Source organism: Marinobacter sp. (assembly GCF_048269445.1).
Classification (GTDB): Bacteria; Pseudomonadota; Gammaproteobacteria; order Pseudomonadales; family Oleiphilaceae; genus Marinobacter.
This window is the reverse complement of sequence record NZ_JBLXIQ010000010.1, coordinates 18917-42356: the sequence shown is the minus strand read 5'-3', so window position 1 is coordinate 42356 and position 23440 is coordinate 18917. Positions and strand designations below refer to the sequence as shown.

At 56.4% G+C, this 23440-nt stretch carries 23 protein-coding genes; 18 read left to right on the top strand and 5 right to left on the bottom strand.

Annotated features, from left to right (window positions below):
* Window positions 1–3 precede the first annotated feature (3 nt).
* Window positions 4–207, bottom strand: a complete 204-nt coding sequence (locus ACN0XM_RS18065) for a DUF6316 family protein (protein ID WP_417568416.1) — start codon at window positions 205–207, stop codon at window positions 4–6.
* Between the two features lie 268 nt (window positions 208–475).
* Between ACN0XM_RS18065 and ACN0XM_RS18060 the strand changes: the two genes are divergently transcribed.
* Window positions 476–1171 (top strand): DUF2057 family protein, encoded by a 696-nt coding sequence (locus ACN0XM_RS18060; protein ID WP_417568327.1) that lies wholly within the window; start codon window positions 476–478, stop codon window positions 1169–1171.
* A 35-nt stretch (window positions 1172–1206) separates the two neighbouring features.
* Here the strand turns inward: ACN0XM_RS18060 and ACN0XM_RS18055 are convergent, their stop codons facing one another.
* Entirely contained in the window at window positions 1207–2736 is a 1530-nt protein-coding gene (locus ACN0XM_RS18055; protein ID WP_417568326.1) for a WS/DGAT/MGAT family O-acyltransferase, read from the bottom strand.
* Window positions 2736–3653 carry a LysR substrate-binding domain-containing protein gene (locus ACN0XM_RS18050; protein WP_417568325.1) on the bottom strand — a complete coding sequence of 306 codons (918 nt, stop codon included), beginning with the start codon at window positions 3651–3653 and terminating at the stop codon, window positions 2736–2738. Before ACN0XM_RS18050 ends, ACN0XM_RS18055 begins: the two co-directional genes overlap by 1 nt.
* A 137-nt stretch (window positions 3654–3790) precedes the next feature.
* Between ACN0XM_RS18050 and ACN0XM_RS18045 the strand changes: the two genes are divergently transcribed.
* Complete coding sequence (locus ACN0XM_RS18045) at window positions 3791–4777, top strand: glutathione S-transferase family protein (protein WP_417568324.1); 987 nt, start codon at window positions 3791–3793, stop codon at window positions 4775–4777.
* Window positions 4778–4826: 49 nt separating this feature from the next.
* Here ACN0XM_RS18045 and ispB read toward each other — a convergent pair whose 3' ends face one another.
* Window positions 4827–5795, bottom strand: a complete 969-nt coding sequence (ispB, locus tag ACN0XM_RS18040; protein ID WP_417568323.1) for an octaprenyl diphosphate synthase — start codon at window positions 5793–5795, stop codon at window positions 4827–4829.
* A gap of 243 nt (window positions 5796–6038) precedes the next feature.
* Here ispB and rplU point away from each other — a divergent pair, with 243 nt between their 5' ends.
* The 4 genes from rplU to proB all read left to right on the top strand — a co-directional run bounded on the left by rplU (window position 6039) and on the right by proB (window position 9148).
* Complete coding sequence (gene rplU / locus ACN0XM_RS18035) at window positions 6039–6350, top strand: 50S ribosomal protein L21 (protein ID WP_417568322.1); 312 nt, start codon at window positions 6039–6041, stop codon at window positions 6348–6350.
* Window positions 6351–6386: 36 nt separating this feature from the next.
* Complete coding sequence (gene rpmA / locus ACN0XM_RS18030) at window positions 6387–6647, top strand: 50S ribosomal protein L27 (protein WP_417568321.1); 261 nt, start codon at window positions 6387–6389, stop codon at window positions 6645–6647.
* Between the two features lie 144 nt (window positions 6648–6791).
* The gene (gene cgtA, locus ACN0XM_RS18025) at window positions 6792–7988 is read left to right on the top strand and encodes an Obg family GTPase CgtA (protein ID WP_417568320.1); all 1197 of its coding nucleotides are present in this window, start codon (window positions 6792–6794) and stop codon (window positions 7986–7988) included.
* 35 nt (window positions 7989–8023) lie between these two features.
* Window positions 8024–9148: a glutamate 5-kinase gene (proB, locus tag ACN0XM_RS18020; RefSeq protein ID WP_417568319.1), complete on the top strand. Its 1125-nt coding sequence runs from the start codon at window positions 8024–8026 to the stop codon at window positions 9146–9148.
* A gap of 67 nt (window positions 9149–9215) precedes the next feature.
* On the opposite strand, the gene rpsT is transcribed toward proB, so the two are convergent.
* On the bottom strand, window positions 9216–9485 hold the full coding sequence (gene rpsT, locus ACN0XM_RS18015; protein WP_099619844.1) for a 30S ribosomal protein S20: 270 nt from the start codon (window positions 9483–9485) through the stop codon (window positions 9216–9218).
* 211 nt (window positions 9486–9696) lie between these two features.
* Here rpsT and murJ point away from each other — a divergent pair, with 211 nt between their 5' ends.
* The 12 genes from murJ to ACN0XM_RS17955 all read left to right on the top strand — a co-directional run bounded on the left by murJ (window position 9697) and on the right by ACN0XM_RS17955 (window position 23437).
* Entirely contained in the window at window positions 9697–11277 is a 1581-nt protein-coding gene (murJ, locus tag ACN0XM_RS18010) for a murein biosynthesis integral membrane protein MurJ (RefSeq protein WP_417568318.1), read from the top strand.
* A gap of 81 nt (window positions 11278–11358) precedes the next feature.
* Window positions 11359–12330, top strand: a complete 972-nt coding sequence (ribF, locus tag ACN0XM_RS18005; protein WP_417568317.1) for a bifunctional riboflavin kinase/FAD synthetase — start codon at window positions 11359–11361, stop codon at window positions 12328–12330.
* Window positions 12331–12413: 83 nt separating this feature from the next.
* Window positions 12414–15233 (top strand): isoleucine--tRNA ligase, encoded by a 2820-nt coding sequence (gene ileS / locus ACN0XM_RS18000; RefSeq protein ID WP_417568316.1) that lies wholly within the window; start codon window positions 12414–12416, stop codon window positions 15231–15233.
* Complete coding sequence (gene lspA / locus ACN0XM_RS17995; RefSeq protein ID WP_417568315.1) at window positions 15233–15760, top strand: signal peptidase II; 528 nt, start codon at window positions 15233–15235, stop codon at window positions 15758–15760. Before ileS ends, lspA begins: the two co-directional genes overlap by 1 nt.
* A gap of 5 nt (window positions 15761–15765) precedes the next feature.
* The gene (fkpB, locus tag ACN0XM_RS17990; RefSeq protein ID WP_417568314.1) at window positions 15766–16218 is read left to right on the top strand and encodes an FKBP-type peptidyl-prolyl cis-trans isomerase; all 453 of its coding nucleotides are present in this window, start codon (window positions 15766–15768) and stop codon (window positions 16216–16218) included.
* A gap of 18 nt (window positions 16219–16236) precedes the next feature.
* Window positions 16237–17190 carry a 4-hydroxy-3-methylbut-2-enyl diphosphate reductase gene (ispH, locus tag ACN0XM_RS17985; protein WP_417568313.1) on the top strand — a complete coding sequence of 318 codons (954 nt, stop codon included), beginning with the start codon at window positions 16237–16239 and terminating at the stop codon, window positions 17188–17190.
* Window positions 17191–17423: 233 nt separating this feature from the next.
* Window positions 17424–18026: a GspH/FimT family pseudopilin gene (locus tag ACN0XM_RS17980; RefSeq protein ID WP_417568312.1), complete on the top strand. Its 603-nt coding sequence runs from the start codon at window positions 17424–17426 to the stop codon at window positions 18024–18026.
* Between the two features lie 58 nt (window positions 18027–18084).
* Window positions 18085–18591, top strand: coding sequence for a type IV pilus modification protein PilV (pilV, locus tag ACN0XM_RS17975; protein WP_227515377.1), 507 nt, complete (start codon window positions 18085–18087; stop codon window positions 18589–18591).
* Window positions 18592–18599: 8 nt separating this feature from the next.
* The gene (locus ACN0XM_RS17970) at window positions 18600–19694 is read left to right on the top strand and encodes a PilW family protein (protein ID WP_070970191.1); all 1095 of its coding nucleotides are present in this window, start codon (window positions 18600–18602) and stop codon (window positions 19692–19694) included.
* Between the two features lie 33 nt (window positions 19695–19727).
* On the top strand, window positions 19728–20201 hold the full coding sequence (locus ACN0XM_RS17965; RefSeq protein ID WP_117619585.1) for a PilX N-terminal domain-containing pilus assembly protein: 474 nt from the start codon (window positions 19728–19730) through the stop codon (window positions 20199–20201).
* A gap of 33 nt (window positions 20202–20234) precedes the next feature.
* A complete protein-coding gene (locus tag ACN0XM_RS17960; protein ID WP_417568311.1) occupies window positions 20235–20603 on the top strand; it encodes a hypothetical protein in 369 nt (122 codons plus the stop codon).
* A complete protein-coding gene (locus tag ACN0XM_RS17955; RefSeq protein WP_417568310.1) occupies window positions 20600–23437 on the top strand; it encodes a pilus assembly protein in 2838 nt (945 codons plus the stop codon). The genes ACN0XM_RS17960 and ACN0XM_RS17955 overlap by 4 nt, the downstream gene beginning before the upstream one ends.
* Window positions 23438–23440 lie beyond the last annotated feature (3 nt).

The window sequence follows — 23440 nt, the reverse complement described above, 5'->3', positions numbered from 1 at the left end:
TGTTTAATGGAGTTGTTGTTCTTCAGGTAACAATCGAACAACGTGTAAAAACCGCTTTAAGCCTGTCTCGGCCCGTTCCCGTGAAGCAAAAGGGCCACTGTCAAAGCCTTCCCGGGTAGTGAAGTACCATTTGCTCCCCACACAAAAGAATCGACTACTGCGAAAGGGAACCGGCTCTTGTTCTCCGGTTCTGCATTGGGTATCCATGGTGTCTCCTGTGCCCGCTTTTTCGTTCTGTTTTTGGGGCGCCGCGTTAATGTTTGCCGATCTGTTTAAAATTAAACCAATACCGGGCAAATTCAACATTTTTTTACATTTTTACGGGTTGCGTCTCAAACGGGATAAAGAGCTCCGGCTCGAGACGGGTCGCCAAAAGCTGTGCCCTTGTCTTGCCCTTGTCAGATGCACTCGTCAGAATGCTACGGGGCCGGCGCGAGCCTGAATCTGTTTTGTTCCTCATAGCCAAGGAGATTAAATGAGCATCTGTCATGTTAACCGTGTTTTCGAATCGATGATGAAAGGCTGGCACAAACACGGCGTCAGCCTTCGTGCCGGGCTGGCAGCATTGATTGCGTTGTCTCTGGTGGGTTGTGCTTCCAGTATCAGTGTCGTCGAAACCTGGGATGGTAATCCGGAGGGTGCAGAGCGCGCGGCTACACTCAAGACGCCGGGTGAAATCCGGGTGGTCCGGGTTAACGACCGAAATATGACCAATTTCCTGATGGACGATCTGGCGCTGGACTACGCTTTGCTCCCCGGTGACAACGAGGTGGTCTTTGTTTACAAAACCATTTGGGCGAAAACCGGAGTGGTCAGCAACGGGGAATCGAAAGTTCACGTTATCGAAAGTGAGCCTCAGGTGGCGCGTTTCGAAGCTTTGGCTGGTGAGACCTACCGTTTTGAGTTTGATCGGCCGACCACCCGGCAGGAAGCAGAGCGTATGATGCCGGAGTTTTCCGCGGCCATTGTTTCTTCGTCGGGGCGGTCAGTGGCAAGCTCGAGCGTCTGGGATCCGGCTGAAGGGATCGCCGCGTCCCGAACTCCCATCCCTGAGCCGCAGCCTGGTGGCGCCTCCGCCAACGCTGGTAACGCCCTGGAGCAGCTCAAGGATGTCTGGGAAACCGCCAGCGATGAGGAGAAGAAAGCATTTCTCCGGTGGGCGTTTGAGTAAGGCCTGATTCTACGCCAGCCGTTTCCGGACGGGATTCAGTCCCGGAAACGGCTCAAGGCTTTTTTTAGCAGCCCCTCCAGCGCCGTCATCGCATCATCAGCCAGGGTTTGGGTTGTACTTGCGAGTATAGGTTCATGGTTGTCATCTGCCCCGAACCGGTGTATCGCCTCCTCAATCGCATCCAGGCTTTCAGCGACATGGGCCTGCAATGAATCCCCGTTCGCGACTACATCGGGGCAGGTGGTAAAGTTCAGTGTCAGCCTGCCTTCGTAGCTTACCGCGACTATCACCAGGCCCATACTGTCGAACAGCGGCGCCGTGTTGTACTGCTGAACCAGTCGTGCGCCTTGTAAATACAGTGGTACCTGTGGCCCTGGAACGTTAGTGATTGGCAGATTAAATACGGGCTGATAGCGCTGGGCAATCTGCAATTCCGAATATAGCCTGGCGGATAGGGCAAGCATGGTCGAAGGCAGGAGTTCCGTGAGTCGGTCAGCAGCTATGGCCTCCCGATAGGGCTCTGAAGCGACCGCGTTCCAATGAATCCGGCGAATCCGTTGGGCAGGATTTGGCTCGCTGGTGGCAAGGTCCAGCAGCATGGCGGACATCTGGTTTCCGGTTGCCCTGCGCAAGCTGTTTGAGCGAACAGAAATTGGAGTCATTGCCACCAGGGATTTGCTGGCATCCGCCCCTTCGCTGGTCAGGTAGCGTCGGAGGGTCTCGGCGCACAAGCCGAGAACCACGTCGTTCAGCGTAACATCGCCGAGGGATGCCTTGATCGCTTTTAGTCGCGAGAGCTGAACGCTGGCTGCGATTATCTGCCGGTTTGCGGTAATCTGCCGGTTAAACGGGCTGTGTGGCGCGGAAAATAGTGGCAGTGGCAACGGCAGCTTGCGCAGTTGTTTCTGAATCAGTCCCCGTGCAGTGGCTTCGGCGGCATTGACCGCGAGTGCGGTGAACTGCAGCGGCGTCCGAAGGATATTCGCGCCTGCCTGCAACATGACTCGTTCCTCTGACGGCTCTGGGCGGGGGTGCCAGGGCCGGGGTGGAGTAATTGGGTGAGGCTCCGGGGAGTACTCGAGTAACTTGCCGATGATTTCTTCGCCGCTGAAGGCATCGATAGCCGCGTGGTGTAACTTCACGATCAGCGCAAAACCCGCACTGCCGGCATCCTCCTCATCCAGCTTGAAACCGTCCACGAAGGTTATATGCCAAAGGGGGCGGTCTCTTTTCAGGGGCTCTTCCAGAATCTTGGAGGCCAGCGTCATCAGGCTGGCCTTGCGGCCGTGTTCGCCGAGGTTGACGTAGGCGAGGTGGCGCTCGATGCTGAAGCCCGGGTCGTCGATCCAGTAGGGGCGGCCCAGGCGCAGGGGGATTTCCTTGAGGCGTTGGCGGAACACTGGCACCACGTGGAGCCGGCTGCGAAGGTAGGCAACAAATGTGCTGAAGGCCAGAGGTGTTTCGCGTTCGCTGGCATCAAAGAGATAGACTCCGCCGATATGCATCGGGGTCGTTTCCGATTCCAGGTACAGAAATGAGGCGTCCAGTTCGGACAGCTGCCGCATCAGAGTGCTCCTTTCGGCATTGGTGGTATAACTTCTTCCCGGCCTAGCCGCTCCCAGAACCACATAAGAGCCTTGCCCTGGTCTTCCGCATGTCTGGCGAGGTGCAGCATGATGGGCTGGCGAGGCTCGTGCACCTGCTTGGCGACCAGGGTGCCGTCTTTGAGCTGCTGGTTGATCCTCGACTCGGGTAGCCACCCAACCCCAAGTCCTGCAGTCTGAATGGCAATTTTCTGGTCAATGTTGGCGACAGTCAGGGTTCGTTGCCGGCGAAAAATGCCGGCATGTCCCGCGGGCAATGAGCGCGATGTGTCTGCCGCCACGGCTGCGGGGTATCGCGAGATATCCTCTTCTGAAAGAGGCTCTTCCGCGATTGCCAGAGGGTGCCCGGTGGCGACAGCAAACACGAATGGCATTTCGCCAAGGGCTTTGGTCGTGAAGTTCCCCGCCGGTTTGCTGAAATTGTCGGCGCCGATGATCAGATCAACCCGGCGGCTTTGCAATGCGTCCCAGGTGCCAGCGAAGACTTCCTCTACGATTTGCACGTCCACCGGTACGCCGAGCTCATAGAAGTCCCTGATTGCCGGGAACAGGCAGTCTGCCGGCAGCAAGGAGTTGAATCCGATTCTGAGTCTGGTCTCCCAGCCCTGGGCCACTTGTCGGGTCGTGTGGGCGAGGTTTTCGGCTGCCTCAAGCAGGGTGCGCCCCTCCTCCAGGAGGTAACGGCCAGCAGGGGTTAGCCTGGCGCGGTGCCCCGTGCGGTCGTAGATGGCAACATTCAGGTCTTCTTCCAGTTTCTGGACGGTGTAGCTGATGGCTGAGGGCACCCGGAAGAGTTCGCCGGCGGCGCCGGCAAAGCTGCCTTTGCGGTCGATGGCATCGAGGACTTTGAGGGCGTCTATGGTGATGGCTGTGTGCATGTTCGAATTATCTGAGGTTGTTGGCCAGAAATGCTTGTTTGAGAGGGTAGCAGGGTCGCCGTTATTCTGCCTGTTAAATAGTTGGCCTAGGGGAAAGGCCAGATTTCCATGATTCAGAATTTCTGAGGAGCCTTCTTATGGGCCTGTTAATCGATGGCAAGTGGCACGACCAGTGGTATGACACTGACAAGACCGGCGGCAAGTTTGAGCGTGAGGCGGCACGGTTTCGGAACTGGGTAACACCCGACGGTTCGCCCGGGCCGGATGGTGAGGGTGGTTTCAAGGCCGAGTCTGGGCGTTATCACCTTTATGTGTCCATGGCGTGCCCCTGGGCGCATCGGACGCTGATTTTTCGGAAGCTGAAGGGTTTGGAAAAGCATGTTTCGGTGTCGGTGGTGCATCCGGACATGGTGGAGAACGGCTGGGAGTTCCGGCCGGACAGTGAACAGCATCGGGATCATTTGCACGGTTTCCGGTTTCTGCACGAGGTCTACACCAAAGCTGCGCCTGAGTATTCCGGGCGGGTGACCGTGCCGACGTTGTGGGATAAGGAAAAGCAGACGATTGCCAGTAATGAGTCGGCCGAGGTTATCCGGATGTTCAACTCGGCATTTAATGGGCTCGATGGCGTTCGCACCGATCTCGATTTTTATCCCGAGGCATTGCAGGGTGAAATCGCTGAGGTGAATGCCCGGGTTTACAACACAGTGAATAACGGTGTCTATAAAGCGGGCTTTGCCACTGCGCAGGACAAATACGAGGAAGCTTACAGGGCGCTTTTCGAGTCTCTGGACTGGTTGGAGGATCGATTGGCGGGCCAGAGGTATCTGGTGGGCGGACAGTTAACGGAGGCGGATTGGCGGCTATTCACAACGTTAATCCGGTTTGATGCGGTGTATTACAGCCATTTCAAATGTAATCGCCAGCGGATCAGCGACTTCCCGGCGCTTTCTGCTTACGTTCGCGATCTGTATCAGGTGCCGGGTGTGGCGGAAACAGTGGATATCGAGCAGATCAAGCGCCACTACTATGTCAGCCAGCGGACCATCAACCCGACCCAGATTGTGCCGGTTGGCCCCAAGCTGGACTTCGATGCACCTCATGGCCGTGAACACCTGGACTGAAACCGGGGCCAGGGTCAGTTGAATGCGTTCATCTGACCCGATGCTCAAATCAGCTGACCCGGGCGACTGCAACTTCGGTGAGCAGTTCCATGGCGGCTTTGTGTCCGGAAGCGGGCAGGAATTTCAGGCATTCTTTGGCCAGGTTGGCTTGTTCCCGGGCTTTGGTCATGGTGTATTCAATGGCGCCGGAGCGCTCAACAATCTCCAGAATCCGGGGTAGCTCGTCCAGCCCACCTTTGCGAATGGCCTGGCGAATCAACTGGCGCTCGTCGTCGGTGCCGTGGGCCATGGCGTAGATCAGGGGCAGGGTGGTCTTGCCTTCGGCCAGGTCATCTCCCACGTTCTTGCCCATGGCTTCGGCATCGCCGCGGTAATCCAGAACATCGTCCACCAGCTGGAACGCCAGGCCCAGGTATTTGCCGTAGTCTTTCAGATTCCGTTCCTGGTCGTCATTGGCTTCGGCCAGTAGGGCGCCAGTATGGGAGGCAGCTTCAAAAAGCATGGCGGTCTTGTTATGGATGACCTTCATGTACTGGTCTTCGGTCAGGTCCGGGTTTTTCACGTTTATCAGCTGCATGACTTCGCCTTCGGCAATCACGGCTGTGGCGCGGGATAAAACTTCCATAATAGGCAGGCTTTTGAGCTCCACCATCATCTCGAAGGCCCGGGCGTAGAGGAAATCACCTACCAATACGCTTGGGGCATTGCCCCAGCGAGCATTGGCGGTGCTTCGGCCCCGGCGCATGTCTGACGTGTCTACCACATCGTCGTGGAGCAGAGTGGCGGTGTGCAGGAATTCAATGACGGCAGCTAGCTTTAGATGATCGTTTTTTTCGTAGCCCGCGGCTTGGCTGGAAAGTAAAACCAGCAGTGGTCTCAGTCGCTTACCACCGCTTTCGATAATGTACTGGGCGATTTTTTCCACCAGGGGAACGTCTGAGGAAAGCCGCTGGATGATCAGGTCATTAACGCGGCTGAAGTCGTCGGCCACGGTGTCGTAGATGCGCTGGGCTGTCATGCGGCTTGTGGATCCCTTGCTGGTGGTATCGTCGTTGCATTCGTTGATAATAAAGGCAGGTCGCGGCAATGCTAGGTATTGCAGCCGGTAGTGTCAACTTGGCTTGTGTTACGAGGCGTCTTTTCGTACAATCACGCGCCCAACTCATCCCAACCTGCGCTCCCTGCTATAGGGTCGCCAGAGCGCTTCCCTTAGAACCAGGTGGATAAGAGCAGGGATGGGTCAATCGTGGAGAACGAGTAAATGTACGCAGTTATTGTTAGCGGTGGTAAGCAACACCGTGTAAAAGAAGGCGAAACCCTGAAGCTTGAAAAGCTGGAAGTTGAAACCGGCGGTAACATTGAGTTTGATCGCGTTCTGCTGATCGCCGATGGCGACAAGGTTCAGGTTGGTGCGCCGGTTGTTGATGGTGCCAAAGTGACTGCGGAAGTGGTTAGCCACGGCCGTCACGACAAGATTAATATCATCAAGTTCCGTCGTCGTAAGCATTCCATGAAACGTCAGGGCCACCGTCAGTGGTTTACTGAAGTCAAGATCACGGGTATCCAGGGTTAAGACCCTCGCGTAACCCCTTATATAAGGAGGCTTGTAATGGCTCATAAAAAAGCAGCAGGTAGTACCCGTAATGGTCGCGATTCTGAGTCGAAACGACTTGGTGTGAAGCGCTTTGGCGGTGAGACTGTTTCTGCAGGCAGCATCATCATTCGTCAGCGTGGAACCCGTTTTCACGCTGGTAGCAACGTTGGCATTGGCAAGGACCACACCCTGTTTGCGAAAGCAGGCGGCCAGGTGAAGTTCGAAGTCAAAGGCCCGCAGAGCCGCAAGTTCGTGAGCATCGTTCCTGCTGCGTAAGCAGCGGCGATCCGGTTCTGTCGAACCTTGGGTGGCGCTGATTTCCTGGTAGAATAGGAGAGTCAGAGCGATCCGGAGCCCCGCAAAGCTTCCTTGAGGCTGCGGGGCTTTTTAGTTTATGCGCATTGCGCAAAGGGTTGATTCATGAAATTCGTAGACGAAGCCACCATCATTGTGGAGGCCGGCAAGGGCGGTCATGGCTGCCTGAGCTTCCGGCGTGAAAAATACGTTCCCAAGGGTGGCCCGGACGGCGGCGACGGGGGTGATGGTGGTTCCGTATTTCTGGAAGCGGACGAGTCGCTCAATACATTGGTCGATTACCGTTTTCAGCGTAAACACAAGGCTCAGAATGGTGAGCCGGGCTCCGGCCGCAACTGCACCGGTACCAAGGGTGAGGATCTTGTTCTGCCTGTGCCGGTGGGCACTACCGTTGTGGATATGGATACTCATGAGGTGCTCGGGGATCTGACCCATGCAGGGCAGCGTCTGAAGGTTGCCCAGTGCGGTTTTCATGGCCTTGGTAACACCCGCTTCAAGTCCTCGGTTAACCGCGCGCCCCGGCAGACTACCAAGGGTTCTGAGGGCGAACTGCGCAACCTGCGGCTAGAGCTGAAGGTGTTGGCGGATGTCGGACTGCTGGGTATGCCCAATGCCGGCAAGTCCACCTTTATCCGTTCGGTGTCGGCGGCCCGTCCGAAAGTGGCGGATTATCCTTTTACCACCCTGGTGCCTAACCTCGGGGTCGTCAGTGTGCAGGCGCATCAGAGTTTTGTGATTGCCGACATTCCCGGTCTGATTGAGGGGGCCGCTGAAGGTGCGGGGCTGGGTATCCGGTTCCTCAAGCATTTGGTCCGCACCCGGCTCTTGCTGCACCTTGTCGATGTGGCGCCTTACGACGGCTCTTCGCCGGCGGATGCAGTCCGAGCTATTGCGCACGAGCTTGAGAAGTTCAGTGAAACCCTCGCCAGTCGGCCCAGATGGCTGGTGCTGAATAAAGTGGATATGGTGGCTGATGAGGACCGCGATGCCCATTGCCAGGCTATTGTTGATGAGCTTGGCTGGGAGGGCCCGGTGTTCCGGATTTCCGCGCTCAGTGGCGAGGGCACCAGGCCTTTGGTTCAGGCCGTTATGCGCTGGATTGAAGAGCAGGCCGAAGAAGAGGCTCAGAACCCTGAGGTTGCGGAACGCGAAGCCCGGCGTCGTCGGCAGATGGATGATGAGGCCCGGGTCCGTATCGAGGCAGAGCGTCAAGCCCGCCGTGCTGCCCGCGAGAACAGCGACGATGACGATGACTTCGACGATGATGACTACGATGTCGAAGTGGTTTACGCGCCCGAGTAAAGCAGGGCTGACACCAGAGAGACCCCTTACGCACCATGACTGAACGCCTACAGTTGCGCCAGGCTCGTCGCCTGGTTATCAAGATCGGAAGCGCCCTGCTGACCAACGATGGCAGGGGGTTGGATGTGGCTGCTTTGGGCTTGTGGGTGGACCAGATTGCAGAACTGGTTGAAGAAGGTGTGGAGGTGGTGGTGGTCTCCTCCGGTTCGGTGGCCGAGGGGATGAGTCGTCTTGGCTGGACGGTAAGGCCGGAGCAATTGCATGAACTGCAGGCCGCCGCTGCGGTTGGGCAAATGGGGTTGGTTCAAACCTGGGAGGCCCAGTTCAAGCGGCACAATATCCACACTGCCCAGATTCTTCTGACCCACGATGACCTCTCAGACCGCAAGCGATACCTCAATGGTCGCAGTACGCTCAGGGCGTTGCTTGATTTTGGCGTAGTGCCGATCGTCAACGAGAACGACACCGTGGTGACCGACGAAATCCGGTTCGGTGACAACGACACCCTGGGCGCGCTGGTGGCAAACCTGATTGAGGCGGACGGGCTGATTATCCTGACCGATCAGCTTGGTCTGTTTGACAAGGATCCCAGGAAGAGCGCCGATGCCCGGCTGGTCACTGAGCGTAAGGCTGGTGACCATGAGCTGGACGCTATGGCCGGAGGTGGTGCCGGTGCGCTGGGGCGCGGTGGCATGCTGACCAAGTTGCGGGCTGCCCGCCTGGCCGCCCGGTCTGGGGCGTTTACCGTTATCGTTGGTGGTCGTATCGAGGGTGTGATCGGCCGGTTGCGACAGGGTGATGTGATCGGCACCTTGCTACTCCCGGAGCAGGGCCGGATCGCTGCCCGCAAGCAGTGGCTGGCCAGCCATCTGCAGACCCGGGGCAAGTTAACCCTGGATGATGGTGCGGTGAAGGTGGTGTGTCTTGGTGGGCGCAGTCTGCTTCCCGTGGGCGTAAAGGGTGTGGTCGGGCAGTTTCGCCGAGGCGAGATGGTGTCGTGCGTTGATCAGGCAGGCAAGGAGATTGCTCGGGGGCTTGTGAATTACAGTGCCGACGAGGCTAGGGCCATTGCCGGCAGATCGAGTGACCGGATTGCCGAGGTTCTGGGCTATATCTCGGGCGAGGAAATGATTCACCGGGATAACCTGGTTATTGTGTGATGCTTATTTCTGAAGCATAAAAAAACCGGCCATCTGGCCGGTTTTTTTGCTTCTGAAATCGGGCGAATTATGCGCTCTTCAGAGACTTGATCTTGGCGCTCAGGCGGCTCTTGTGACGAGCAACCTTGTTCTTCGCGAAGATACCTTTGTTAACCATGCTGTCCAGAATCGGCTGGGCCTGCTGGAAAGCAGCCTGAGCTTCTTCGTAGTTGCCGGCTTCAATCTTGGACTGGATTTTTTTCATGTAAGTACGAGCCATGGAACGCAGGCTTGCATTGTGCTTGCGGTTCTTCTCGTTCTGACGTGCGCGCTTCTTGGCTTGCGGGGAATTTGCCACCGTAAAACTCCTGAAAATCTCAAATTCGTTGCTGAATGATTCGTTACATCGCGGGCGCGCCAAAACCAGCGCGTCGAAATTAATGACGCGGAACTATGCCGCTCAAACCTCGAAATGTCAAGGCTAAAACCCATTTCATGCCCTGACACAGAAGGCCTGTGGTAAACTCGCCGCAATCTATCCATGTCCACATTGCCAGACCAGAGCCTGCATGTCTTCGGAACCTGAATTACCCCTGGAACAGAAGCGATTACCCAAAGCACCCGGCCTGCTCAGGTCCTCTGGGCTTGTGGGCATTATGACCATGTTCTCCAGGGTGCTTGGTCTGGTTCGGGACATGGTGATTGCGCGCTATTTCGGCGCTGGCGCCGGCGCGGACGCCTTTTTTGTTGCCTTCAAGATTCCGAATTTTTTGCGCAGGCTTTTTGCTGAGGGCGCCTTTTCCCAAGCCTTCGTGCCCGTGTTGTCGTCCTATCGGGAGAGCCAGTCCCAGTCGGATGTACGGCGGCTGGTTAATGCAGTGTCCGGTTCGCTGGGTCTGGTGTTGCTGGGAGTAACACTCGTTGCGATCTTGGGAGCTCCGGTATTGACGGCGGTTTTTGCGCCGGGGTTTCTTGATGATGATGTGAAGTTTGCCCTGACCAGCGACATGCTGCGCATCACCTTTCCCTATTTACTGCTGATCTCCCTGACGGCGTTTGCCGGCGGCATTCTCAATAGCTACGACCGCTTTGCGGTGCCGGCCTTTACTCCGGTTCTGTTGAATCTGGCCATGATCGCAGCGGCGATCTGGCTGACGCCTCTGATGGATGAGCCCATCATGGCACTGGCCTGGGGTGTCTTTATTGCCGGTGCTTTGCAGTTGTTCTTCCAGCTGCCGTTTCTCATGCGCCTGGGCCTGCTACCCAGGCCGAGGGTGGATTATCGCCACGAAGGCGTCAGCCGAATCCTGAAATTGATGGTCCCGGCCCTGTTCGGGGTGTCGGTCAGTCAGATCAATCTTCTCCTGGACACCGTGCTTGCGTCGTTTCTCCAGACCGGCAGCGTTTCCTGGCTGTACTACTCCGACCGCCTTGCGGAGTTGCCCTTGGGTGTATTTGGCATTGCCATCGCCACGGTAATTCTTCCCAGCCTGTCCCGCAAACACACAGCGGCTTCGGCGGATCAGTTTGCAGCAACGCTGGACTGGGCTGTTCGTGCTGTCCTGCTGATTGGTTTGCCGGCAGCACTGGCCCTTGCCTTGCTGGCCGAGCCGCTGATTGCCACCCTGTTCCATTACGGCGAGGTGACCGACCGGGATGTAGCGATGTCGGCTCAGAGTCTGCGGGCCTATTCCGCAGGGTTGCTGGCGTTCATGTTGATTAAAGTGCTGGCCCCGGGTTTCTTTGCCCGCGAGGATACCAAGACGCCGGTAAAGATCGGTGTCATTGCCATGGTGGCGAACATGGTATTCAACCTGATTCTGATTTTTCCCCTCGCCCATGCCGGGCTGGCTTTGGCGACCTCCCTGTCAGCCTGGCTGAATGGGTATCTCCTGTGGCGAGGTCTGCGCAAGGAAGGTGCCTGGCGGAGCCAGCCCGGCTGGCCCCGATTCCTGCTGCAGGTTTTGTTCGCCAATGGTGCGTTGGCCGCGGTTATCTTCTGGCTGAAGTCGCCGGTGGCGGTATGGCTGGCGAACGGTGGCTACCAGCGTGCGGCGGATATGGCGGTGTTGGTGGGGGCTGGAGTGGCTGTTTACTTTGTTGCCCTGGCGCTGGCCGGGGTTCGGGTAAGACATTTCCGCCAGAGGTAAGGTATAATCGCGCGTTTTCTCACCAGCGTTGCGGAAAAGGCAAACGCTGAAAGCTAGCTGGCAATTGAAGGTTCGCATTACATGCGTCTGATCCGGGGCCTGACCAACCTTAAAAAGCTGTCCCGGCGGGAGGATTCTCCACTCGCCAATGGGTGTGTCGCCACCATCGGTAATTTTGATGGTGTGCATCTGGGCCACAAGACCATCATTGACCAGGTCAGAAGCAAGGCCAACGCCTTGGGTGTGCCTTCCGTGGTGATGATTTTCGAGCCCCAGCCCAGGGAGTTTTTTCAGGGTCGTGAGGCTCCGCCGCGATTGATGGGTTTCCGTCAGAAATTCGAGGCACTGCTGGCTGAGGGTGTCGACATTGTTCTGTGCATTCGCTTTAACCAGGCCTTTCGTAGCTATTCTGCCATGGGCTTTATTGAAGACATCCTGATCGAGGGGCTGGCCGTCAAACACCTGGTGGTGGGCGACGATTTCCGGTTTGGCTGTGATCGGGCCGGAGATTTTGCATTGCTGGAGAAGTTCGGTCCGGGCGCGGGCTTCACTGTTGAGAACACCCGAACGGTCACGGTGAGAGGCGAGCGTGTGAGCAGTAGCCGGGTGCGGGATCTGCTCACGGTGAACGGGCTGGAGCAGGCTGAAGCTCTGCTCGGGCACCCCTATCGCATCCGGGGCAGGGTGGTTTACGGCAGACAACTAGGACGTCAGATCGGCGCGCCCACGGCGAATATTCTTTTGCACCGTTTGTCTGCGCTACGAGGTGTGTATGTGGTTGCAGCCACATTGGATGATGGCGCCGTTTACGATGGCGTTGCCAACATAGGTCTGCGGCCAACCGTGGATGGCAAGCAGCCATCCCTGGAAGTGCACCTGTTTGACTTTGCTGGCACACTTTATGGCCAGCACCTGGAAGTCGTGTTCCGGCATGGCCTGCGGGACGAGGAAAAGTTCGCTTCTGTCGATGAATTGAAAGAACAGATCGCCCGGGATTTCGAGGATGCCCGTTCGTGGATTTCCGCAAACGGCTCCGAACGAAACACGCATTGAAACGCCTGGCGGCGCCCCAACGAATAAAAGACTGACCAATACTGACCAAGCCAACACCGACCAAGAGAGCACGCACACAAACCATGAGCGACTACAAGCATACCCTGAATCTGCCGGAAACCGCCTTTCCCATGCGCGGTAACCTGGCCAAGCGCGAGCCGGAAATGCTAAAGCGCTGGCAGGATCTCGACGTCTACGGCAACCTGCGCAAGCAGCGTGAGGGGCGGGACAAGTTCATTCTTCATGATGGGCCTCCCTACGCCAACGGCAGCATTCACATTGGTCATGCGGTTAACAAGATTCTCAAGGATATGATCGTCAAATCCCACGGATTCATGGGCTATGACGCACCCTATGTGCCGGGCTGGGACTGCCATGGCCTGCCCATCGAGCACAAGGTGGAGCAGGAGATTGGCAAAGCAGGCGTGAAGGTGGATTACAAAACCTTCCGCCAGGCTTGTCGTGACTACGCTACCAAACAGATCGCCGGCCAGAAGGAAGACTTCATTCGCCTGGGCGTGATGGGTGAGTGGGACAAACCCTATCTCACCATGGACCCCAAGGTGGAAGCCGGGATCGTGCGCGCCCTGGGCAAGATCGTTGCCAAAGGTCACCTGGTTCGTGGTTACAAGCCGGTGTACTGGAGTGTGGTGGGTCAGTCCGCACTGGCAGAGGCTGAGGTTGAGTACCAGGATAAAACCTCTACCCAGATCGACGTTCGCTTCACGGCGGTTGATCAGGCAAGAGCTCTTGCTCTCTTTGGCACAGACACGGGCGAGGGCGATGTCTCTGTTGTCATCTGGACCACCACACCCTGGACGATCCCGGCCAACCAGGCGGTTTCCCTGAATGCCGAGTTGGAGTATGCGCTGGTCCAGACCGATGTGGGGCAGGGGCCTGAACGGATGATCCTGGCCGCCGATATGGTCGAAGGCATCATGGCGCGCTGGCAGGTTGAGCGGTATGAGGTGCTGGCCACCTGTTCTGGCGCCGCGCTTGAGCATCTGACACTGCAGCACCCGATTTACGACAAGCAGGTGCCGGTTATCCTGGGGGACCACGTTTCCACCGACGCTGGCACCGGTGCTGTCCATACCGCTCCGGATCACGGTGTGGAAGACTTTGAAGTGGGCAAGGCCTACAACATCGGCACCATCAACCTGGTTCAGGCCGACGGTACCTACACCTCGGCGGCCGGTGAGCTCGCCGGCGTGCACGTTTACAAGGCCGATGAACCCGTTTGCAGCGCGCTGGAGCGCGAAGGCAAGCTGGTTCGCTCGGAGAAGTTCCGTCACAGCTATCCTCATTGCTGGCGCACCAAGACGCCGCTGATCTACCGGGCCACGCCCCAGTGGTTTATCAGCATGGACAAGGAAAACCTCCGTGCCGATGCCCTGGAAGCCATCAAGGGGGTGCGCTGGGTGCCTTCCTGGGGCCAGAATCGCATTGAAGCCATGTTCAACCAGTCACCGGATTGGTGTATCTCCCGTCAGCGGACCTGGGGGGTGCCCATCACGCTGTTTATCCATAAGGAAACCCAGGAGCTGCACCCGGACACCCAGAACCTGATTGAAAAGGTGGCAGAGCAAATCGAAGAAGGTGGTATCGATGCCTGGTACGAGCTGGATGCGTCCGCGCTGCTGGGCGCCGGTGCTGATCAGTACGATAAGGTGACTGACACGCTGGACGTCTGGTTTGATTCCGGGGTAACCCACGAATCGGTCCTGCGGGTTCGCGAGGAACTGGGCCAGTTCCCGGCCGATATGTACCTGGAAGGTTCTGACCAGCACCGCGGCTGGTTCCAGTCCTCCCTGAAAACCTCCATCGCCATGAACGGCGTGGCCCCGTACAAGCAGGTTCTGACCCACGGCTTCACCGTTGATGGCAAGGGCCACAAGATGTCCAAATCCCTGGGTAACGTAATCGCGCCTCAGGAGGTGATGAACGAGCTGGGTGCCGATATCCTGCGGCTGTGGGTTGCGGCGACTGACTACAGCGGTGAAATGACCGTCTCCAAGGACATCCTGCGCCAGACGGCCGACGGCTACCGCCGAATCCGCAACACTTCCCGTTTCCTGCTGAGTAACCTGACCGGTTTTGATCCAGAGCAGCACATGGTGGCTCCGGAGGATATGATCGCCCTGGACCGCTGGATGGTGGACCGTGCCCTGCAGTTGCAGGAAGAGCTTCATGAGGACTACGGCAATTATGCGTTCCTGAGGATCTACCAGAAGGTTTACAACTTCTGCGAAGCGACCCTGGGAGGCTTTTACCTCGATATCATCAAGGACCGCCAGTACACCACCCAGGCAGACAGCTTGGCCCGCCGTTCCTGCCAGACCGCTCTTTACCACGTGGCCGAGGCCATGGTTCGCTGGATTGCGCCGATTCTCAGCTTCACCGCTGACGAAATCTGGCAACATCTGCCCGGCAAACGGGGCGATACCGTGTTCTATGAAACCTGGTACGAGGGCCTGACTGCGCTCCCGGAAAATACCGAGCTTGACCGCAACTACTGGCGCGAGATTTATAGCGTCAAGGAAGCTGTTAACAAGCGGCTGGAAGAGGCTCGGGCTCGCGGTGAAATCAAAGGCTCCCTGAGTGCCGAAGTCACCCTGTACTGCGAAGGTGACCTGGCAGCAGATCTGAAACACCTCGGTGAGGAGTTGCGCTTCGTCCTGATCACTTCTGAGGCCACCGTGAAGCCGGTCTCTGAGGCGGGCGATGCCGAGATGACTTCCCACGAAGGCCTTCGGGTCAAGGTGACTCCGGCTGCCAATACCAAGTGCGAGCGCTGCTGGCATCACAGGGAAGATGTCGGCCGTAACGCGAAGTACGTCGACCTCTGTGGCCGCTGCGTCACCAACGTGGAAGGGGCTGGTGAAGCCCGATCCTACGCCTGATGGACGCAGCCATGTCTGAACAGCAGGACACCGGAAACAAGTTGAAGTGGCTGTGGCTGGCGGCGCTGGTGATCATTCTTGATCTCGGCACCAAAGCCATGGCCACAGCCATGCTGACCTATGGAGATCCGGTTCCGGTCATCCCCATGTTCAATCTGACGCTACTCCACAATACCGGAGCCGCTTTCAGCTTCCTGGCCGAAGCGGCGGGCTGGCAACGCTGGTTCTTCGTCACTCTGGCCCTGGTGGTCAGTGCTGTGCTGATCTATTGGCTGAAAAACCTGCAGCGCCATGAAACCTGGACCGCCGTTGCCATCGTACTCATTCTCGGTGGCGCCCTGGGTAACGTTTACGACCGGGTGGTGCATGGCTATGTGGTCGACTTCCTGCACTTTTACTGGCAGGACTGGCATTTTCCAGCCTTTAACCTGGCCGACACAGCGATAACTATTGGTGCCGGCATCATGATTCTCGATATGTTTCGCAAACCCATTGATTCCAATGGCGATGCGAAAAGGAGTGAGTAACTCTTATGACTGAACTGCCTGTAGACAAGGGTACCCGGGTCAAGCTGCATTTCTCTCTGAAGTTCCCCGATGGTGAAGTGATCGATTCCACCTTCGAAAAAGAGCCGGCCACCCTCGAAATCGGGGATGAAAATCTGCCTGAGAATTTCGAGGCCTACTTGATGGGCATGAAGGCCGGTGATCAGGACAGCTTTCAGGTGCCGCCGGAAAAAGCCTTTGGCCAGCACAACCCCAATAACGTTCAGACGTTCAAACGCCATGAGTTCAGTCCGGATATGGTGTTGGAGCCAGGTGTAATGATCTCGTTTGCCGATGCCCGCCAGAGTGAGTTACCCGGCGTTGTCAGCCGCGTGGAAGGCGATGAGGTGGAGGTGGATTTTAATCACCCCCTGGCAGGGCGTACACTGACGTTTGAAGTTCAGATTATTGATGTGGAGCCGGTCGGACCGGCCCACTAACCAAGGCAGCAGGTTGTTATGCAGATCCGACTAGCAAATCCCCGGGGTTTCTGTGCCGGTGTTGACCGAGCCATTGAGATCGTCAACCGCGCCCTGGATGTCTTTGGTGCACCGATCTACGTGCGCCACGAAGTCGTCCACAACAAATTCGTGGTGGATAACCTCCGCAACCGCGGCGCAATCTTTGTTGACGAGCTGGAGGAAGTGCCGGATGACAAACTGGTGATCTTCAGCGCCCATGGCGTCTCCCAAGCAGTACAAAACGAAGCCGCCCGCCGCGGCCTGAAAGTCTTCGATGCCACCTGCCCGCTGGTCACCAAGGTCCACCTGGAAGTCATGCGCTACAGCCGCGACGGCCGGGAATGTGTTCTGATCGGCCACCACGGCCACCCGGAAGTGGAGGGCACCATGGGGCAGTATGATCACAGCAATGGTGGCGAGATTTACCTCGTGGAGAACGAGGAAGATGTGGCAAAGCTGGAAGTGAACGACTCCGGAAGGCTTTCCTACGTCACCCAGACGACTCTATCCATGGACGACACCGCTCGTGTTATCGACGCCCTGCGTGCCAAATTCCCCGAAATCCAGGGCCCCCGCAAAGACGACATCTGCTACGCCACTCAGAACCGCCAGGATGCCGTGAAGCAGCTCGCCGGAGGCTGCGACCTGATGCTGGTGGTTGGCTCCCCGAACAGTTCCAATTCCAACCGGTTGCGAGAACTGGCTGAGCGGATGGGTACGCCGGCCTACCTGATTGATGAGGCATCTCAGATTGATCCTGCCTGGCTTGAGGGAAAGTCCTCAGTTGGCGTAACCGCTGGTGCCTCTGCGCCCGAAGTATTGGTGAACGATGTGATCAATCGCCTCAGGGAATTGGGGGGTAGTGTTCCGGAGGAAATTGCCGGGCGTGAGGAGAATATTGTGTTTTCGATGCCCAAAGAGCTCAGGATTGATGTGGTAGAGGTTTCCTGACCTTTGTTTGCCCTCGTATAGCAGGTGAGCTTTGCCGGATGGGGCCTTGCTTCATTCGGGAAGCTTACCCGAATATCAATATCCTGCCCTATTCCCCCCTTTTTTGTGAACCGTTACACATCACCTCTTAAGTAGCGACCGTTTATCACGCTAAGACTCCCGCTTATCGCAGGTGGGTGGTTTCGCACCCTGACTCACAATAATCTGTAACCAATCAGAAATAGGGAAGAATTATGTCCGGATTCCAGCGAAGCTCTGGCTTTACGTTGCTTGAACTGATTATAACGATCGTCATTCTGGCAATCGTTGCATCGTTTGCAGTTCCGTCTTTTCGCGAGACCGTACTTAATAATCGGCTGACGTCTCAAATAAATGAAGCGTCCAGCCTTATGAGCTATGCCCGCAGTGAAGCATCCAAAATGCAGGATGGCGTGATTACTGTCTGCGCCAGTGCTGACAGCGCTTCATGCAGTGGTGCAAACACGTGGGAGACCGGCTGGATTGTGATGCGCGACCTTGACGGTGATCGCGTGCTCGATGCCGGAGACGACCAGCTCCTCCGGATCAGCCAGGCCCTGGAAGGTGGCAACACCATGAGAATCGCTGGCCTTACCAGTGGTGGAGGCTCATTTGTGCAGTTTTCAGGCAATGGCTTCCCGATTCCTCCGGGAATTGGTCTATCGGCTGCAGGCACAATTACAGTATGTGATTCCCGCGGTGCGGGGGCAGCGAGGGCAATTGTTGTCAGCGTGTCCGGTCAGACACGTCTGGCGCGAGATACCTCGGGTAACGGCGTACTGAACGATCACAACAACGCAAATATCACCTGTCCGTGAGAGTGGCGCAATGATGAAAACGTCGTTTATTCCGAAGCGCGGAGCCAACAGAAGCGAAATGAAAGGCTTGAAAAGTCAGGGCTTTACGCTGATTGAAATTCTGGTGACCGTGTTCATCCTGGCGATAGGGCTTCTGGGCCTCGCCGGGTTGCTGGTAGACGGAATGCGAAACAATCAGGGTGCGTATCTGCGGACCCAGGCGAGCATTCTGGCCTATGACATGGCTGACCGCATACGGGCCAATCGGGCCCAGGCTGTAGGCGGTGGAGCCTATGACGGCTTCACGACCGTTGGCGCATCCACAAACCTCCCGGTTTGTGCGACGCAGAACGGCGGATGTTCGCCGGCGCAACAGGTAACGGTGGATTTGGCTCAGTGGGCGCGCCAGATTCAGGGAGTCGGAAGCGACATGACACTCTTGCCTGGCGGGCAAGGCTCGATTCAGTTCGATGCCGGCACCGAGATGTTTACGATCTCTGTCCAGTGGGATGAAGTTGTCAGAGAAGGCGATGCTAACGAACAAATCGCCGGTGATAATTCCTTTTTCCTGAATTTCTCATTATGAGGTGCTTGATGGGAGCCAAAAAAGTTCAGGGGTTCATTACCCATAGCCCAAAAGGGCAGGCCGGTTTATCGCTGGTTGAATTGATGGTCGCGCTTGCCCTGAGTGCAACGCTGATTCTTGGCATTTTCACGGTCTATGTGGATTCAAGCCAGACCGCTCGCCTCAGTACGTCTCTTGCGCGGATTCAGGAATCCGGTCGGATCGCGACAGATATTGTCGCACGAGACATGCGGATGATTGGTTTTCAGGGGTGTGCGGACCCTGCAGACGTGACCATGAGGATTATCGCGGATAACGCCCCTACGGCAGATTTTTTCTCCACCACCCTTAGAGGCTGGGAAGTCGCCGACGGCAACTGGGCCAATGGCACCGAGTTTGACGGGACCCCGATTGAGGCCAATGCCCTCGTTGGAAGCGATGTGATTTCGATACAGCGCGGCCAGACCATTGACGTCGAGGTGACCGGAAACATGAACGTGGTAAACGCCAACATTCAGGTGGCAGGCACTGCGATTAATTCGTTCACCCAGAATGACATTGTTCTGATTTCGGATTGCGAGAACGCGGATCTTTTTCGAATATCGAGCGACCCAACTAGCGGCACCTGGGCGCACGCCCAAAACGTGAACTCCAGCAACAATCTGGGGCAGGCGTACAACGAAAGCGCCCGGATTATGAGGTTCTCATCCAACGTTTATTTTGTCGCCGATACCGGGCGTGATGACATTCAGGGTAACGACATAATGGCCCTTTATAGGGGAGCAAATAACATGCTCGCTGCCGGCGGGCCCAGCTTCCAGGTTGACGAACTGGTGGAGGGGGTCGAGAGCATGCAAATCCAGTATGGCGAGATACTGCCCACCAACAATATCCGTTACGAAACCGCTGACAACGTCACCGATATGTCTCGCGTGGTCGCGCTGAGAATCGGCTTGCTGATCAGTGACGCCGACCAGGTTCGGGACACGGACGATACATCGAGCTATGCGCTACCAGGCGAGGTGATTACTGAAGCAAGTGGTGCCGGCCCGGTGACGCATCCGGAAGACACCCGATTGAGGCGGACTTTCATCAGTACGGTAACGCTGAGAAACAGGGATTAAGCTAGGTGCATAGAATGCCAGAGGATAGAAGCTATGACTGAATTGAAGACAGGTCGCCAGGAGCGTGGCGCGGTTCTGATCGTAAGTCTTGTGGTTTTGTTGGTCTTGACGCTCATCGGTGTCGCGGGGATGAATACGTCAGTGATGCAGGAGCGTATGGCCGTCAATGCCCAGAACTCCAATCGGACATTTCAGGCTGCCGAGAGTTCCGCCAGTGCGCTGACGGAACGGTTAATCGGGAATGATTTGAGCTTGCTAAGAGAATCGATGCAATCCGCGGACAATATGAGCAGTTCGGTTAACTTCACGGTTGATGCCGGGAACGGCGTTGCTGGTACCTACCAGGCCCGTTACCTCGGCGAAATCATAGCCGGTAGCGGCAGCTCGCTGGATGCTAACGAGAGCTCCACGGCACTGGATGGTTATCGATATGAGTTAAGTGGCACTGCAACCATGGCGGGGACAGGTGCGACTTCAACGGTCTTCAAGGGAATCGAATATTACTGATAGTTGGTTTTGGGACCAGCTCTGGAGGAAAAAATGATCAAGAAAATGCTTTGTTTGCCACTGGTGGTGTTCGTTTTGGCGATCACTCCGGTCAGTGCGGCGAGTCTTGAGGATGCGCGGTTAATTGATAGCCCTATTGAGGCCTATGAGGCCGCTTCCGTCGAGTTGATGGTAGATTCATCGTCACGCGTATTCAGTGTGGTTACCGAAGGCTGCGAGCTCTGCCCTGAACCACGCCTGCTTCCAGCTCGTGGATTCAAGGTTCAGGTTGGCAAGCGTGAAGTAGGTGCAGATGGATACCGGCGCGTTTCTGGCCAGGCTGGTACCGTACTCGTGGATTCGGATAGTGGGATGGCGTTGATGGTCATTTATCCTGTCCAGCAAGAAGGAGAGCTGCAATGAAGGTCTTCATGAAACGATTCGCGTGGGGCCTGCTTTCCATGTCCCTGACGGTTGGCACCTCTACAGCGGTTGCTGACGATACCGAGATTTTCTTTACAGACGCTGACAAGATCGTCAAGCCCAACATTCTGTTTATTCTCGATAAGTCCGGAAGCATGAGCAATATCGCGGAAGGAACTTCCAATCGCCTGGAGGTTGTTCAGGCGGTAATGGGCAATCTTCTGGATGATATGGAAGACGTCAATGTCGGGGCGATGTATTTTGGTGGCAACGATGGTGGTTATTTCCTCTCGGCAATCAAACCGATTGCTGACGTCAGGTCACCATTGAAAACCGCAATCAATGAGCTCTCGCCGGGCGGAAATACGCCGCTTTCTGAGACAACTTTTGAGGCAATGAGGTATTTTCAGGGAGGTGATACGTTCATCCGTCATTCCAGCGTTGCCGATGTTATGGATGGAAACAAATACGACAGCCCGATCGAGTACCAGTGCCAGCCAAACAACATCATTCTGTTAACGGACGGCCAGCCCACTCAGGATACCAACTATCAAAGCACCATGGAGAGCACCGTCGGCTCGTGTTCCGGCAACTGCCTCGACGAAATTGCGGAGTACATGTTTGATAACGACATGAGCACGGAACAGGACGGTCCGCAGTCCATCCGCACATACACTGTGGGCTTCCAGAGCAATCAGACGCTGCTTTCTGACGCTGCTTCCAATGGCGGCGGACAGTACTTTCAGGCTAACGACGCCGCTTCATTGGCAACCGCGTTTGAGACTGCCTTTAACGACATCCTTGCGACGTCTGCAACCTATGTGGCTCCGGGCATTGCGGTAAACACCTTTGACCGCTTGAACCACCTTGATGCGCTCTACTTTGCTCTGTTCCAGCCGGCGAAAGGAGCCCGTTGGCCGGGCAATCTTAAGCGGTATAAACTCGCTATCCAGGAGAATTCCACTACCGGGCAAAGTGAGGCCGTCATTGTCGGCGAGGACGGGCAGCCAGCCGTCGACCCGAACAGCGGTTTCTTCAAGGATAGTGCCCAGAGCTGGTGGGGCAATATCCAGGATGGCAAGGTTGTTACCGACGGCGGAGCCTCGTCACAGCATGCAGACCCCAACTCCGATCGCAAGGTTTATTCGAATCTCGCCACAAACAGGGGGCTGACGAATAGCGCCAATGCGCTCGCAACAGGTAATAATAATCTGACCAAGGCTCTCTTCGGGGACACAAACATGTCCGACGCAGATTTCTCCGCCTTGGTTAACTGGACCCGGGGTCAGGACCTCAATGATTCGGACGGTGATGCATCAACAACCGACTCACGGAAGTTTATCGCGGACCCGCTCCACTCCGTACCGCACCTGATCGTCTATGGTGGCAGTGAGTCTTCACCGGATACCGCAGTGTTCTTTGGGGATAATCAGGGCTTTATCCACGGTATCGATGGTGAGACCGGGGAAACGCACTTCTCATTCATGCCCAGAGACCTTCTGAAAAATCAGGCAGGTTTAAAAGAAAACAGCGAGACCGCTAATAAAGTGTATGGCATGGACTCGTCTATCCTCAGCTGGGTTCACGATGACAACAATGACGGCAGTATCAGTGCTGGCGACGGCGATTTCGCTTATATCTACTCGGGTATGCGCCGTGGTGGTTCCAACTACTACGCACTGGATGTAACCAACCCTGATCAGCCAGACTTTCTCTGGTCGATTCAGGGTGGGCAAGCCAATACCGATTTTGCTGAGCTGGGCCAAACCTGGTCGAGACCTTCCAAGACCAAGGTGGAAATTGGCAACCAGATCCACGATGTGTTGATCTTCGGCGGCGGATACGATGCTGACCAGGACGATGCAACAACGCGCACCGTTGACGATATCGGCCGGGCTTTGTACATCGTGGATGCTGAAACCGGTGACCGTCTCTGGTGGGCTGGCCCCACAGGCAGTGGCGCGAACCTTGAGCTTGCTGATCTGAAATACAGTATCCCCTCTGCCCCCAAGGCTCTGGACCTGACCGGTGATGGTAAGATTAACCAGATATACGTGGGTGATATGGGCGGACAGATTTTCCGGTTTGATGTTACCAATTCCAACGCTGCCGATGACCTGGTTACCGGTGGTGTAATCGCCGATCTGGCGGAGGATAACAGTACCGCAAACAATCGGCGTTTCTACCATGCGCCGGACCTGTTCGGTTTAAAGTTTGGCGGAACGCGGTTCCTTGGTCTGGTCATCGGGTCGGGCTTTCAGGCTCACCCTCTGGACGAAAATATTGATGACCGCATTTACATGATGCGGATTCCTGAGGTCAGCGCGCCGCCAGTCGACGACCAAGGCAACGTGCTGTACACGCCCATTACCGAGGCGGATCTCTATGATGCCACTGACAACCTGGTTCAACAGGGAACATCGCAAGAGCAGAACGACGCTGCTGCGGCTATTGGTTTGAAGGATGGCTGGTATATCCGCCTGACGAACAGTGGCGAAAAAGTGCTCTCGACAAGCCAGACCATCAATAATGAGGTGTTTGTCACCACGTACGAGCCAACTCCAAGTACAAACATCTGTATTCCGTCGGCCGGTACATCGCGTCTGTATCACCTGTCGGTGCTTGATGGACGTGCTGTCGTCAATTACGACGGAGTGGGCGCAGCCGACGAGCTGACCCGCCCCGACCGGGAAGTGGAACTCAATACGATTGGTCTGCCGGCTGACCCGCAGCGCATGCGTGTCGATGATACCGATGTGGTGTGTGTTGGTGCGGAATGTGTGACGGTAGACTCCCTTAAGGGTGTCGTTGAAACCTATTGGTACGAGGAGTAAGTC